Below are 14,288 nucleotides of genomic sequence, written 5' to 3' on the forward strand. Positions count from 1 at the left end.
TTTCCCTTGGTTCAAGAGAGAACCGGGCCCGGAGGTGCCGCGCCCGGAACTGCGTTCTCAGCTGCGTTTTGGTGCCTTGTCGGTCAAGGAGACGTAGTCGAGGCGGAAGACTGAGGCACGCGGATGGGCTTCAAAACCTTGGACCCAGCTACGTTTTGCAGCAAGCACGTCGAAGAAGGCCGGGATGATCGACGGCACCTCCTCATTCATCAAAGCTTGGGCCTTGGTATAAAGCTCGGTTCGCTTGTCCTTGTCGGTCGTGCCGCGAGCTTCGGCGACGAGAGCGTCAAAAGCCTTGTTGTTCCAGCGTGTCTCGTTCCATGAAGCATCTGACGTGTAGAGAAGCTTGAAAATGCCATCCGGTGTCGCTTGCATATTGTAGAAACCGACGTAGAACGAACCCTTCTTCCAGACCTGATCGAGATAGGTCGCATGAGGCATCGTCTGCACGTTGATGGTGATACCGGCTTCCTTGGCCATTTCACGAATGGCGATCGCCAGCTGTCCGCGGACCGATGGCCGGTCGGAAGCGATGAGGGTCGCCTCAAAGCCATTCGGATGACCGGCCTCAGCCAGCAGCTTCTTGGCATCAGCAATATTCTGCTCGCGCGTCGCAACTGGCTTGAAGAACTGGTAAGAGGCGTTGAGCGGCGTATCGTTGCCCGGTGTGCCAAATCCTTCAGTAACGAAATCGACCATCGCCTGTCGATCGACCGTCAGTGCGATAGCGCGTCGCACGCGTGGATCGTTGAACGGTGCCGTGTCGCAGCCGAAGTTGATATTGCAGAACTGGCCCGAGGCCACGCGTAACGTGTCGACGCCGTCGCTGTCTTTCAGACGCAGGAATTCGGTCGGCTGCACGGTCGACATAATGTCGGTATCGCCGGAGATGAGCGAGGACCCCTCGGCCGACAAATCCGGGAAGACAAGAACTTCGATACGATCGAGATAGGGGCGCGCCGGATCGTAATAGGCCGGGTTGCGCTCGACGACGATCAGACGATCGGGCTCATAGGACTTCAGCATGAACGGCCCGGTGCCGACGGCTTTGGTTGACAGGCTCTTGAAATCTCCGGTGGCGATCGTAGCCGGGATGATGCGGGCATTGGTGTAGGCCAGCGCGACGGGAAGGTCGGCATAGGGGCCGGAAAGCTTGAAGCTGACGGTCTGCGGATCGATGGCAGAGACCGAAGCGATTGGGCCAATATTGTTGCGCCCGGGCGAAGCATTGGCCGGGTCGAGAATAGCCTTGATGGTAGCCACGACGTCATTGGACGAGAAGGCGGACCCGTCATGAAACTTCACGCCGGAACGAAGCTTGAACGTCCATTCGGTTAGATCGGCATTGGCGCTCCAACTTTCAGCAAGGTCAGGCTCGACCGACATGTCGACCTTGAGACGGGTCAGGTTGCTGTAGAGCAGTTCGCTGATGAGGTATTCCGGGTTTACACGCGTCAGCAAGGGATGAATGACACTGGCCGCCTGGTCGATCGACACCCTCAGCGTGCCGCCCCTGGCCGGGGGCACGGCAGCGAAAGCAGGACCGACGACGGGAGCCGCAAAGATTGCAGCCGTGCCAGCAAGAAAAAAACGTCTTTTCATTTCGAGCATGCGTGGTCCCCTTCAGGTTATGGACGCGTTTCTGGATTGAGGTCGGGTGCAAAATCCGCTGCAAGGTAAGCCAGGATGCTTTTGGCGAGCGCGACGATGTCCTGCTTCGTTGTGTGTTCGTCCGGGCTGTGGATACAGCTTTCCGGGCGGCCAAGGCCGCCAAGCAGCACCTCACGCGTAAAGCCGGTCCTTTGGACATAACCGAAGTCGGAGCAACTTGCCGCGCCCCACTTTTGAAAATCTTCAGGCTTGTATCCGAAGCCCTCTGATAACGCCCTTTGCCAGCGCGGCCAGTGCGGCCCATCGGCGTCAGAGGTTGGGATCAAATGGCCGACAAGATCAATGCCCAAGCCAAGGTCCGGCATTTCGGCGGCAACCTTGTTGATGGCGTCTTCAATCTCGGCGCGTGCCTCATCATAGTTTTCTTCCGGCGCATAACGGCGGCTAATAAGAACCTTGACCTCGGCCGGGACCTGGCCGCCGGCCGTACCGCCCTCGATGGCAGCGATAGTCAGCTGCGGGCGCAGCGGTCCTGTTGAATGAGGTGGCGGAGCAAGTGCCGAGGCTCGGGCAGCAACCACATTCTTTAGTCCCATCAGCGCGGTCATGACCGGCAGCGCGCCCTCTATCGCATTGATGCCCGCCCCGGTGCGATTCCCCTCGCCGGCATGCACGGAATGGCCGCGGATCGTCAGTTGCAGGTTGAAAATGCCGAAACAGCCAGCCCAAACACGCGGCGCGGCCGAGCCGTTGAAATTGAGGATGTGGCCCTTCAGCATGCCCTGTTCGGCGAGATAGCGAATGCCTGGATAAAGCCCGCCCTCCTCGTCAGTACACAGAAGCAGCATTGGATCGAAGGCCAGATCAACACCGGCCTTTTCCGCAGACCGGAGCGCCAAAAGCGTCGCGGCAATAGTCCCCTTCATGTCGGCGGCGCCGAGCCCGTAGAGCTTACTGTCTTCGATAGTGAGTTTCAGCGGATCGCGCTGCCAGCCAGGTGTGACCGGAACGGTATCGACATGGTAATAGAGACCAAGAACCGGCTTTCCGCTTTCGCGCGAGGCGACAAGATTGGTGCGCGCACCGAAAGCCGGACCAACCTCGACCTTCCAAAGCTCCTCCGGCACCCTCACGCGTGCAAAATCGAAGTTCAATGGCGCGAGCAGATCCTGCATCAGGTCCGCAAACGCATCGTAATTCTCTCCGGGAGGGAAGGACGTATCGACCTCGATCATGCGTGCAAGATCGGCCACGGCGATCTCGACATCCTGCTCGACCGCTGTCATGCCCAGCTCTAAACCAGTATGCGGCGGACCCGCCTGCTGATCGGACATCAACACCCTCCAGCGCAGCTCTTTGGCTTGCGAATTAATATAAACTATATAGTAATAGAGCGCAGCTCTCTGTGACGTGTCAACTCCAAAGAAGAGGCAAATCATTGGCTGAAGTGCCCAATTTTATAGCAGGCTCGAAAATGTCCGAGCTCTCTGTGCCACTGTACGAGGTCGTCAAGCGCCAGTTCACCGAAGCGATCATGCTGGGTCAGTGGGAAGCCGGCATGGTCTTGCCGAGCGAGATCGCCTTGTCACAGCAATTTGGCGTGGCTGTCGGCACCATCCGCCGGGCGCTGACCGATCTGACGAATGAGGGGCTGCTCAGCCGGCGACGAAAAACCGGAACTGTGGTCACTGGCCGGACACCTGCCCATAGCCTTAGGTTCTTTTTTCAGTATTTTCGACTTCATGGCTTGGACGGATCGCTGCAGCATTCTGTCACCAGGGTCACGTCGTTAGAGCGTGGGCCGGCAGGCACGCAGGATGCAGCTAAGCTGCAAATTAACGACTATGATGCCGTGATCCGATTCCATCGTGTCCGAGACGTGGATGGCAAGCCGGTCATGCACGAGACTTTGGTGCTCGCCGAAACAAGTTTGCCTGACTTCACCCACGATAAAGATGAGATCCCGCCGCTCTTTTATCTCTACCTTCTCGACCGATATGGCATCAGGATCTCCGCTGTTCGAGAACAGATCTCCGCCGATCTTGCAGATGATGACGATGCCAAATGGCTTGAGCTCCGACTCCCCGCGCCGATCCTCTTGATCGACGAAGTTGCATATGATCAGTCGGCGGTCCCGGTCTTGGCATCCACGCATCGATCAACGACAGCGAACCACCGTTATGTTCACGAAATCAAATGAACCATCTCGGAACTTTGGGCAGGCAGGTTGGAGATTCTTCAATCACTTCCTTTAGCTGTTGTTCATCGCTATTTGGCCGGCAAAAACTCAAAGGTCGAATACCATTGTCCTCGTGCTGCAAATCAGATCCCACTGCTCTTGAGCGGAATCGAACAGCCGTTCACCTAGTGCATTTGCCAAGCAGCAGTTTATTTGTGCAATGACAGAGAGTACCGTGTATGCCGACGTTCGCCTGTGCGCGTCAGTGCACCGATCTCTACGAGCTGCTGAAGGTCGCGTGTTGCTGTCGCGCGGGATGTATCTGTGATCGAAATGTAGTTTTCGGCGCTTAGTCCCCCCTTGAAGCCTGCCGTGCCTTCCTTGAAGATGCGCGCAACTACCTTTTCCTGCCGGTCGTTGAACTGGCCACGAAAACGATCATAGAACTTTGCTTTCTGAATGAAGAAATCGATGCGCTCCAGCGTCGCCCGTTGAGCATCCAGGATAGTTTCCGAAAAGAAAATGATCCAGTCGGTGATATCAAGCGTGCGCTGGTGGCGTTCAAGCTCAGAATAATAGGCCTTACGGCGCTGCTCGATTGTGAAGGCGAGAGAAATGAGGCTTGGCTGCCCTATGTTTTGTGCCAGGGATTTCTCAGCGAGCGCGCGCCCGAGCCGGCCATTGCCATCCTCAAATGGATGTATGCTTTCAAAATAAAGATGGCCTACTGCTGCGCGCGTCAAAGCTTGAAGCGACGTTTGACCATCCGGCCCGGATTGATTGAACCATGCGATGAAGGTCTCCATCTCAGTGGTAACCTGGCGAGAAGGGGGGGCCTCAAAGTGGATTGTGGGCTTGTCCAATCGACCTGACACGATCTGCATGGCGTCTTCATGCGTACGGTAAGCACCAACCGTTTCAATATATCGATTTCCGGCCATCAGCATTGAATGCCAGTGGAACAGTCCTTCATGACGCAGCGGCGTATGCCAACTTCGATAGACATCCGCCATCATGTCGGCGATCCCCCGCTCTTGGGGGCGGATCTGTCTGTCATCAGTGCTTAGCCCGAACTGTCGGCGGAGTGACGACTGGACGCTCACGCGGTCGAGATATTCACCCTCAATCTCTGAGGTCTTGACCGCTTCGTCGCTCAGCAACTCGATGCGAAGTTGGTTGCTGTCGTCCTCGTTGAAATGCCGGACAGCACCGATAACCTCGCCGGCGGACTGCAAGAATCTTTGCTCCAACGGGACCAGGCTTGCGGTGTTGTACCTGAAGTTTGGCCAATCCGTGTTTTGCCAGTTCCATTTCATGAGTTATAGAATCCCCCTCTATAACTCACAATTATCGCGATATATGAGGTATTGCAAGTCCGTCTATTGCTCAGTACCACAAGCTGCGGTTCTTCATTCGAGACGCAGCGATCAGTGGGTAACCACTTATCCTGAAAATATTCTGCTAACGGGCGCCCCCTATTTCCGCTCGCCCTCGGCATCGGGACCAGAGCGAATGATAACTCTCGACAATTTCCTGATGGAAGCCGAAACCACCATGAATGCTTTACCGGCTTTACTAAAGCGATGACCACTGTAACATACCGGCCCGGATGCATTTCTGCCGCCGGTCCGAGCGCGCGCAAACAGGTTGTCGGCAGTGCGATTGACCGCTGCAGTGAGCGTCGCGGTCGGCGCGAGTTCGGCCTCCGTCAGTCATGATAATAAATGACGTGAAGTTTCCGAATGCCGACGCCCTACTTTCTGCTTGTGGCGCGCAAGCTCCGCGAATGCTTACAGCTTGGAGAGCCCAAACGTCTTCCTGATGCCGCTATCCAATGCCTTGGCTGGAACAAACCGTTTCAGGCGGCTCAGAAGCGTAGCCTGTTTTCCGACCGGCCTTCGCATTTTGTGCGGTCCCATGATCGCTGCCATGATTTCGGTTGCAACAGTCTGAGGACTGCTTGCTGTCCTAATGGCGGAAAGAACGGCCTCATTGGATTTGGCTAATTGGTGAGCGTAGTCGTCAATGCGCGTCTTCGTCTGCTTCGCATTGACATCAAGACTTGTCCTCGTGAACGTTGGCTCGATCAAGATGGAGCGAATGTTGAATTGCCGAACTTCGTGGTCAAGCGTTTCAGATAGCCCCTCCAGAGCATGCTTGCTGCTGGCATAAAGACCCATATAGGGCGCGGGCAGGAAGCCAAGGACCGAACTGACGTTAACGATCAGGCCTGAATTCTGCTGCCGCATCGCGGGCAATGCTGCTCGTATCATACGCAGTGGGCCAAAGAGATTGGTTTCGAAAAGGGCTTTAGCCTCATCGTCCGATGTGCTTTCGACCGGCCCGACAAGAGAGACGCCAGCATTGTTCACCAAGACATCAATCCGGCCTGAACGGGACAGAACCCAATCGACGAATTGCTTCACCGACTCGCCATTGTCCACATCGAGACGTCCGTACTCGACACCAGAAACCGGTCCACTTTTGTCCGGATTGCGCGATCCTGCAAACACCTTGAACCCATTCTGCGATAGCAGCCTTACGGTCGCCTGCCCTATCCCGGAGGATGCACCGGTTACTACTACAATCTTGCCTGACGACATTAAAGCTCTCCAATTGTGGATGGTTCAGAAATCAATTTAGATTTCGCTTGTAATCTATAATTACGTTAGATTGCAAGCGAAATAAAACGTATTTGCAGAAACTGAGGAGGCAGATAGTCAGCCCACACGACACTTGGGGTGAGTCGTCTCGACGCAGGAAACATCGGTCGAATTAATGCGGCGGTTCTTGCCTGAGGAGTGACAGGTGTGACGGATGCTTATGCCATCAAGTCACGCCGTCCGCCTGTCCGCTGTCGAATTGCCCAGCGCGCGCTGGAACGCGGTTCGTTGCTCGCCTCTTTCGACGTAATCCTGCAAGCCTGGGCTATCCAGCAGAATATTAGAGTGCTTGAGCGGCCGCAGTACGCTCACCATCATGAGATCACCGGCGCTGAACTGAGCCCCCTCAAGCCACTCTTTCCTTCCAAGCGTATCGCCCAGTTGCTGGAGCCGCTGACTGAGATGTCCAACGCTGCCAGAGGCGATACAGGGTTCGATCGTATTGACCGCTGCGAACATCCACATGATGGAACGCGAGCGCGCATTCACTTCATCGGGAAGGAGGCCGGCGAAACGCTGTGCTATGTGAAGCACGATCGCACCGGATTCGAAAAGAATGAGATCACCCTCCTGGTAGATCGGCATCTGGCCGAACGGCTGCATTTCCAGATATTCGGGGCGGCGCATCTCGGAAAAAGTCAGGTGCCGTAGAGTGTAAGGCTGGCCGACTTCCTCGAGAGCCCACCTGACGCGCATATCCCGGTGATATCCTCTACCCCCGTCCGGAGGATGTTTGAAAATGGATACGACAGGGTTCATGTCAAGGCTCCTCATTGGCAGGATTGAAGCGGGACGAAGACATGGCTTCCGAAAGGGCCCTGCGGGCACGCAAAAACACACGCCACATCTCGCCAAGCAGCATGATCCCTCCGCAGCATCATCTGCTGCGGAGGAACGGGTTGGCTATTCCGCAGCAAGCGAATGCTGAGTTCTTTCCGTGTTTCCGTGCTCCGTCGAATATATTTCTGCCTTGGGCGGCTTGATGCGGAACCATGCAGCGTAGAGTGCCGGCAGGAAGAGCAGGATGATAAGCGTGCCCACTGCCGTACCGCCGATAAGCGTGTAGGCCATCGAACCCCAGAACACCGAATGCGTCAGGGGAATGAAGGCGAGGACCGCGGCAAGCGCTGTCAGGATGACGGGTCTCGTTCGCTGCACCGTAGCCTCAATCACGGCATGATAGTCGTCCAGACCCGCAGCCTTGTTCTCCTTGATCTGCTCGGTGAGGATCAACGTGTTGCGCATGAGGATGCCCGCCAGGCCGATAAGACCCAGGATCGCGTTAAACCCGAAAGGCTGGTTGAACAGGATCAGGGTCGGCACGACGCCTGCAAGACCCAGCGGTGCTGTCAGCATCACCATCGTCATCGTTGACAGACTGCGGACCTGAAGGATGATAACGATCAGGGTCGCTGCGATCATCAGTGGGAACACCTTCACCAGAGCCGTATTCGCCTTGAGTGATTCCTCGATATTGCCACCCATCTCGATTGTGTAGCCAGCGGGCATAGATGCAATGAGCGGCTGAAGAGCGGTCATCACCTGTTGCGAAACCTCTGGCGGTTGGGTCGCTTCGTTAATGTCGGATCGGACCGTCACCACGGGCGTTCTGTCACGACGCTTGAGGATCGGCTCTTCGAAGCGCACCTCCGTGTGGCCGATCTGATCGAGCGGGATCGCACGACCGTCTCTTGTTACGAGGGAGAAGTCGGCGAGCCTTGCAGGATCGAGCCGGATTTCACCACCACTTCTCGCCACGACAGGAACGTTTCGGATGTTCTCACGAACTTGCGTCACGGGGACACCACTCAGCAGGAGCTGTATCTGCTGGGCAGCCTCGGCGGACGACATGCCGATGAGGTTCAGGCGATCCTGATCAGGAACGAAACGGACGACGGGTGTGCGGTTACCCCAATCGCGGTTGGCATTTCTGACGTCAGGTACCGAGCTCATGAGAGCAAGTGCTTGCTCGGAGATTTTGTACAGCTCTTCCGCGTCCGGTCCTTTGATCCGAAACTCGACTGGGAATGGCGTGTAGGGGCCAAAGACGAGTTGCGTCACACGGACGAATGCCTCAGGCGTCAGTCCTTGCGCAACGGCTTCCCGCAGACGAAGTTTAAGCGCCTCGCGGTTATGTGCATCCGCTGTCAAAACAACAATCTTTGCAAAAGCTGGATCAGGCAGTTCAGGTGACATAGCGAAGAAGAAGCGGGGCGCACCTTGGCCGATATAGCTGGTCGCGATCTTGGCTTCTGGCTGCTGCTTCAACCAGGCCTCGAGCTTCTTGACCGTGGCTGTCGTCGTTTCGATGCTTGTGCCTTCAGGCATGCGGACTTCGACAAGAACCTCAGGGCGGTCCGATGTGGGGAAGAACTGCTGCTTCACCGCACCCATCCCGACGACCGAGAGCGCCATGATGACGCCGACAATGGCACAGGTCAGGAACTTGTGCTTGACGGTGAATTCGATCGCACCGCGCAGCCGTCTGTAGTTCGGCGTATCGTAAATTGCATGGTGGCCGCCTTCCACTGGCTTGATATCGGGCAACAGCTTTACGCCGAGATAGGGCGTAAAGATCACCGCCACGAACCAGGAAACAATCAGTGCGAAACCGACGATCCAGAAGATATTGCGCGCATATTCACCCGCCGCAGAGGCGGCGAAACCCACCGGCATCAGGCCGATAATGGTCACAAGCGTGCCCGACAGCATCGGTGCCGCAGTGTGGCTCCAGGCATAAGCAGCCGCCTTGATGCGGTCCATCCCCTCTTCCATTTTCACGACCATCACCTCGATGGCGATGATTGCGTCATCGACAAGCAGGCCAAGTGCCAGGATCAACGCACCGAGTGTGATGCGGTCGAAGAAACGCCCCGTCTCGAGCATGATGATGAAGACGACAGCCAGCGTCAGCGGAACGGCCAGAGCCACAACGATGCCCACCCGCCAGCCGAGCGCAATGAGACTGACAAAGAGCACGACGCCGAGGGCCATGGCGAACTTCACCATGAATTCACCCACGGCAGCATCGATATTAACCGCCTGATCGCTGACCTTCGTCAGAGTGATGCCAAGGGGTAGTGCTTGTGCAATCTGGCTGGAGCGCGCTTCGAGAGCCTTGCCAAGGTCCAGACCATTCCAGCCCTGCTGCATCACCACGCCGAGCATGATGGCAGGCTCGCCGTCATGCCTGATGACGTAGCCTGCCGGCTCTTGATACCCGCGACGAACATTTGCAATGTCCGACAGTTTGAGAACCCGGCCGGAAGCAACGATCGGAGTGTCAGCGATTGACTGGATGCTGTCATAGGCACCGTCGAATCGGATGAACACCTGCGGACCCTGCGTATCTATCGACCCGGCGGATGTCACTGTGTTGCGTCGTTCAAGGGCTGCGGCGATATCCTGAGGAGAGATTCCGAGCGTGGCGAGTTTCTGATAGGAGAACTCTACGAATATCTGCTCCGGTTGTTCGCCGAGAATATTGATTTTCTTGACGCCGGGAACATGAAGCATGTCCTGCCTGATCTTTTCGGCCTCCCGGACGAGATCGCGCATCGGCATGCCCTGCGCCTTGAGAGCATAAAGGCCGAAGCTGACGTCGGAATATTCGTCGTTCACGAACGGTCCCAGAACACCCTGCGGCAGGTTTCTGGCTTCATCGCCAAGCTTCTTGCGCGCCTGATAAAATTCTTCGGCGACGGCGCTTGGCGGCGTATTGTCCTTGAGCGTGACGGTAAGATAGGCAAAACCGGGGCGCGTGGTTGTCTCAACCCGGTCGTACCAGGCCAATTCCTGAATGCGCTTCTCCAGCGGCTCGGCAACGAGATTCTGCATCTCGCGTGCGGTTGCGCCCGGCCAGACCGTGGTGACCGTCAATGTCTTGATGGTAAAGGAGGGGTCTTCAGCGCGCCCCAGTTTGACGAAGGCGTAGACGCCGGCAAGCGACAGAAGGACGATAAAGAACAGCGTGACGGCGCGTTCGCGAACCGCAAGGGCGGACAGATTGAGGTTCATCAGTTTGCCGCCTCTTTTGTCCCAACGTTGGTGCGAACTTGCGCTCCGTCCTTCAGAAGATGTGCGCCAAGCGCAACGACTTCCTCTCCCGGCTTGACGTTAGTGACGACCACATTCTCTTCGCTCACGCGCTCAACGTTCACATCACGAAACTTCACGACGGAAGATTGCTGATCGATCACCCAGACGCCTGTCCGCGTCCCGTCGTCCAACAGCGCGCCTATCGGCAGTTCGGCATGGTTCTGCGCATCCCTGTTCTCGATTTCGATGGTGACGGTCGCCCCCAGAGGCGCATTTGCAGCCCCCCCTTCAAGCACCCAGCGCGTTTCATAGGTGCGGGTCTGCTGATCGGCAGAATCGGAGATCTGGCGCAGCTTGGCCCCTTCCGCATTGTTTCTGCCATAAACAGATGCGGAGGCCTGAGCTCCAATGTCAGGACGCATGGTTTCGGGAAGCGAGACAATCGCTTCGCGCGGACCTGACTTCGCGAGCCGGACAACCGGCTGCCCGGCGGTTACCACCTGGCCCGGCTCAGCAAGCGTCTCGATAATGGTTCCATCCGCGTCGGCAATGAGAACCGCATATCTGGCTTCGTTTTCGGCAACATTTGCATCAGCCTGAGCAGCGGCCAACTGTGCCGTCGCCGTATCCAGCAGGGCCTTCGATCGTTCATATTGCTGCGTCGAGGCGGCAGAGGTCTTCACCAGAACGGCAAAGCGTTTCTCATCGGCATTCGCTTGGACAAACGTCGCCTGTGCTGCGATGACAGCGTTTCGCTTGGCGGTCAAAGCGAGGCGAAGATCAGTCTCGTCAAGCCTCATCAATGGCTGTCCAGCGCTTACCTGTTCCCCGACATCGACAAAACGTTCAACGATCTTGCCGGGAACGCGAAAGCCAAGATTGCTCTGGACCCGGGCACCAATGGTTCCTGTAAAGCTGCTGCTCGAATTGCCAGGGAGCCGGGCCGTCGCCAGGTTAACCAGTGGCGCCAAGGTCCGGGGATCGGCAGCCTTTGCCTCAGGCGCCTGCGCCGGAAGCAGCAGTGCGGCGGCGCCGCCTGCGGCCAGCGCCAGCACTGCTGCTGCAGTGACAACAAGTTTCCGTTTCATTTCATCGCCCCTTCTTGACGGCCTGTTCAAAAATATTAGATTGCACTCTAACTCTAAAAGATATATAGATGTCAAATGAAATCTAATTGGAGGTCCACATGAGAGTGAGCCGCGTACAGGCAGAGGAAAACCGGGAGAGGGTGATCAACGTCGCCAGCCGGTTGTTTCGAGAGCATGGTTTCGACGGGATCGGCCTTAAAGACCTGATGAAGGGTGCAGGCCTCACCCAGGGTGGATTCTACAAGCAGTTCGCATCGAAAGACGATCTTGCGGCGCTCGCATCACGGCGTGCTCTCGAGAGCGCCACGAGAAGGTGGTCTGATGCCGCAGCAGACACGTCAGATCCCCTGGAATCGATCATCAGCTTCTACCTCTCCAAAGACCATAGCGGCGAGAAGGCAGAGGGATGCCCGCTTGTTGCTCTCGGCTCCGACGCGGCGCGTCAAACCGCCGAAGTTCGGCGCCCGTTTGAAGATGGCATCCGGGCGCATTTCGAGGTGCTCGAAGAACTCATCGGAGAGGGTGAAGATAGAGCTCGAAGCGGAAAGGCCATGGCAATATTGTCCATGATGGTCGGTGCGGTGACGCTGGCGCGTATCATTGAGGATGAACTGCTGTCGACGAGCGTACTCGACGCGGTAGCGAGCGAGGTCCGGCGCATTGCTGGCCGCGATCGCAGCGACTAACAGACAGTTTTTGGATATTCGTCGCCGATAGCTGGCAAAGCTTAGCGCCGCACGCGTATCAGAAGAGAATAGCGCGAACCGCATGTCCCAAGTTCACGACCGGTCATTCGGTCGGACGCCGAAGGCATGCCAAATTTTTGATCATAGACAGGTGGAATGCAAATGCGTCGTGTCGTTGTCACGGGAATGGGAGCCGTCAGCCCCCTTGGTGCGAATGTCGATATCTCCTGGTCCCGGCTCCTTGCTGGCAAAAGCGGGATCCGGCGACTGGGTGACGACATCGTCGGGGATTTGCCTTCAAAAATCGGAGGCGTGGTCCCTTCCCTGGCTGACGATCCTGAAGGAGGATTTGATCCTGACAGGACCCTGCCCCCGAAGGATCAACGTAAGGTCGACCGCTTCATCATCTTTGCGCTGGCAGCGGCGGAAGAGGCTCTGGCACAGGCGAACTGGAAGGCAGCTTCCGAAGAAGAAAAACTGAGAACGGCGACAATCATCGCATCAGGTATCGGTGGCTTTCCCGCGATAACGGAGGCGGTGCGTACCGTCGATCAACGCGGCGTCCGCCGCCTCTCGCCCTTCACCATTCCATCCTTTCTTGTCAATCTTGCCGCCGGGCAAGTCTCTATCCGACATGGCTTCAGAGGCGCGCTTGGAGCGCCGGTGACGGCATGCGCTGCCGGCGTTCAGGCGATTGGCGATGCAGCACGACTGATCAGGTCCAATGAAGCCGACATCGCGGTTTGTGGTGGCGCTGAGGCCTGTATGAACATTGTCAGCCTTGGTGGTTTCGCAGCCGCAAGATCACTATCGACAGGCTTTAACGAGACGCCGGCCAAAGCGTCACGTCCTTTCGACACCGCGCGCGACGGCTTCGTGATGGGTGAAGGCGCGGGCATTCTCGTCATTGAAGCGTTAAGCCACGCCCTTGCTCGCGGTGCAATGCCGATAGCAGAACTCGTTGGATATGGAACGACGGCCGACGCCCATCATATTACCTCCGGACCGGAAGACGGAAGCGGCGCCCGCCGGGCAATGCAAATCGCCATCGCCCAGGCGGGTATCGCGCCCCACGACATCGGCCATCTCAACGCGCATGCGACATCGACGCCGGTTGGGGACCTCGGGGAACTCAGAGCAATCAAGAGCCTGTTCGGCCAAAAGAAGTCGATCGCCGTCAGCGGGACAAAGTCGGCGACGGGACACCTGCTGGGAGCCGCCGGCGGTCTTGAAGCTATTTTTACGATCCTGGCGCTCCAGCACCAGATCGCGCCCCCGACCTTGAATCTCAGTTCACCGGACCTTGAGGCCAATGGCATCGACATTGTCGCAAACGATGCCCGACCCCTCGATGTTGAATATGCGATATCCAATGGCTTCGGCTTCGGCGGCGTCAATGCCAGCGCAGTGTTTCGACGCTGGCCGAGGAGAGGCAATCGTACGTCATTAGCTGATTAACCCCACCGCGTGATCCCCTTTGAACAAAGTCTCCACCAGGATGCTCCCACCATGCAACCAACGACTGTCGTTTCACCCCCCGGCATAACGCTCCTGAAGCCAAGGATTGCCGTCATCGGCGTCGGCGGTGGCGGCGGCAATGCTGTCAACAACATGATCATGCACGATCTCGAGGGCGCGGAGTTTATCGTTGCGAACACCGATGCCCAGGCTTTGTCCATGTCAAAAGCGCCACGCCTTATCCAGCTTGGCCCGACCGTCACGGAGGGACTTGGTGCCGGATCACTGGCCGATATTGGACAGGCGGCCGCCGAGGAGTCCATTGACGAGATCATGTATCACCTCGACGGAACCCATATGTGTTTCGTGACGGCGGGCATGGGGGGTGGAACGGGAACAGGTGCCGCACCCGTTATCGCCCGTGCTGTCATTTTCCATTTAACAGGGTTCTTCCTCAATTTCTGTGATTCAGCGGCATCATTCTCGCCCTCATCAGTTCCGGGCCGGCGCGACCGTACATTGCTCGCTTCAGTAACTTGAGGCGATTGATCTGACCTTCGGCTTG

General features: G+C 57.1%; 10 protein-coding genes and 1 pseudogene. 4 read left to right on the forward strand and 7 right to left on the reverse strand.

Going from position 1 to position 14,288, the window contains the following annotated elements; all coding sequences use genetic code 11:
- Positions 1-57: 57 nt before the first annotated feature.
- Complete coding sequence (locus VQ830_RS18135; RefSeq protein WP_337269555.1) at positions 58-1,611, reverse strand: ABC transporter substrate-binding protein; 1,554 nt, start codon at positions 1,609-1,611, stop codon at positions 58-60.
- A 17-nt stretch (positions 1,612-1,628) separates the two neighbouring features.
- Positions 1,629-2,945: a M20 family metallopeptidase gene (locus VQ830_RS18140; RefSeq protein WP_337269556.1), complete on the reverse strand. Its 1,317-nt coding sequence runs from the start codon at positions 2,943-2,945 to the stop codon at positions 1,629-1,631.
- Positions 2,946-3,085: 140 nt separating this feature from the next.
- Here VQ830_RS18140 and VQ830_RS18145 point away from each other — a divergent pair, with 140 nt between their 5' ends.
- Complete coding sequence (locus tag VQ830_RS18145; RefSeq protein ID WP_337269557.1) at positions 3,086-3,811, forward strand: GntR family transcriptional regulator; 726 nt, start codon at positions 3,086-3,088, stop codon at positions 3,809-3,811.
- A gap of 188 nt (positions 3,812-3,999) precedes the next feature.
- Here VQ830_RS18145 and VQ830_RS18150 read toward each other — a convergent pair whose 3' ends face one another.
- From VQ830_RS18150 to VQ830_RS18170, 5 genes are all read right to left on the reverse strand, one after another.
- Positions 4,000-5,106: a Fic family protein gene (locus VQ830_RS18150; protein WP_337269558.1), complete on the reverse strand. Its 1,107-nt coding sequence runs from the start codon at positions 5,104-5,106 to the stop codon at positions 4,000-4,002.
- Positions 5,107-5,580: 474 nt separating this feature from the next.
- Positions 5,581-6,393 (reverse strand): oxidoreductase, encoded by an 813-nt coding sequence (locus tag VQ830_RS18155; protein WP_337269559.1) that lies wholly within the window; start codon positions 6,391-6,393, stop codon positions 5,581-5,583.
- A 231-nt stretch (positions 6,394-6,624) separates the two neighbouring features.
- A complete protein-coding gene (locus VQ830_RS18160; protein WP_337269560.1) occupies positions 6,625-7,212 on the reverse strand; it encodes a glutathione S-transferase family protein in 588 nt (195 codons plus the stop codon).
- A gap of 144 nt (positions 7,213-7,356) precedes the next feature.
- Positions 7,357-10,470: an efflux RND transporter permease subunit gene (locus VQ830_RS18165; RefSeq protein ID WP_337269561.1), complete on the reverse strand. Its 3,114-nt coding sequence runs from the start codon at positions 10,468-10,470 to the stop codon at positions 7,357-7,359.
- Positions 10,470-11,579 carry an efflux RND transporter periplasmic adaptor subunit gene (locus VQ830_RS18170; RefSeq protein ID WP_337269562.1) on the reverse strand — a complete coding sequence of 370 codons (1,110 nt, stop codon included), beginning with the start codon at positions 11,577-11,579 and terminating at the stop codon, positions 10,470-10,472. Before VQ830_RS18170 ends, VQ830_RS18165 begins: the two co-directional genes overlap by 1 nt.
- A gap of 98 nt (positions 11,580-11,677) precedes the next feature.
- Here VQ830_RS18170 and VQ830_RS18175 point away from each other — a divergent pair, with 98 nt between their 5' ends.
- The 3 genes and pseudogenes from VQ830_RS18175 to VQ830_RS18185 all read left to right on the forward strand — a co-directional run.
- Positions 11,678-12,265 carry a TetR/AcrR family transcriptional regulator gene (locus VQ830_RS18175; protein ID WP_337269563.1) on the forward strand — a complete coding sequence of 196 codons (588 nt, stop codon included), beginning with the start codon at positions 11,678-11,680 and terminating at the stop codon, positions 12,263-12,265.
- A 162-nt stretch (positions 12,266-12,427) separates the two neighbouring features.
- Positions 12,428-13,723 (forward strand): beta-ketoacyl-ACP synthase II, encoded by a 1,296-nt coding sequence (gene fabF / locus VQ830_RS18180; RefSeq protein ID WP_337269564.1) that lies wholly within the window; start codon positions 12,428-12,430, stop codon positions 13,721-13,723.
- Between the two features lie 51 nt (positions 13,724-13,774).
- A pseudogene (locus tag VQ830_RS18185) lies at positions 13,775-14,149 on the forward strand (cell division protein FtsZ); the annotation flags it as partial.
- Positions 14,150-14,288 lie beyond the last annotated feature (139 nt).

Origin of the sequence: Oryzifoliimicrobium ureilyticum (assembly GCF_037199735.1) — a bacterium.
GTDB lineage: Bacteria > Pseudomonadota > Alphaproteobacteria > Rhizobiales > Rhizobiaceae > Rhizobium > Rhizobium ureilyticus.

What these genes read in the sequence shown, in the direction of transcription:
- VQ830_RS18150 (WP_337269558.1), bottom strand. Translation starts at nt 5,106, where the DNA reads ATGAAATGGAACTGGCAAAACACGGATTGGCCAAACTTCAGGTACAAC.
- fabF (WP_337269564.1), top strand. Translation starts at nt 12,428, where the DNA reads ATGCGTCGTGTCGTTGTCACGGGAATGGGAGCCGTCAGCCCCCTTGGT.
- VQ830_RS18155 (WP_337269559.1), bottom strand. Translation starts at nt 6,393, where the DNA reads ATGTCGTCAGGCAAGATTGTAGTAGTAACCGGTGCATCCTCCGGGATA.
- VQ830_RS18165 (WP_337269561.1), bottom strand. Translation starts at nt 10,470, where the DNA reads ATGAACCTCAATCTGTCCGCCCTTGCGGTTCGCGAACGCGCCGTCACG.
- VQ830_RS18170 (WP_337269562.1), bottom strand. Translation starts at nt 11,579, where the DNA reads ATGAAACGGAAACTTGTTGTCACTGCAGCAGCAGTGCTGGCGCTGGCC.
- VQ830_RS18135 (WP_337269555.1), bottom strand. Translation starts at nt 1,611, where the DNA reads ATGCTCGAAATGAAAAGACGTTTTTTTCTTGCTGGCACGGCTGCAATC.
- VQ830_RS18175 (WP_337269563.1), top strand. Translation starts at nt 11,678, where the DNA reads ATGAGAGTGAGCCGCGTACAGGCAGAGGAAAACCGGGAGAGGGTGATC.
- VQ830_RS18160 (WP_337269560.1), bottom strand. Translation starts at nt 7,212, where the DNA reads ATGAACCCTGTCGTATCCATTTTCAAACATCCTCCGGACGGGGGTAGA.
- VQ830_RS18140 (WP_337269556.1), bottom strand. Translation starts at nt 2,945, where the DNA reads ATGTCCGATCAGCAGGCGGGTCCGCCGCATACTGGTTTAGAGCTGGGC.
- VQ830_RS18145 (WP_337269557.1), top strand. Translation starts at nt 3,086, where the DNA reads ATGTCCGAGCTCTCTGTGCCACTGTACGAGGTCGTCAAGCGCCAGTTC.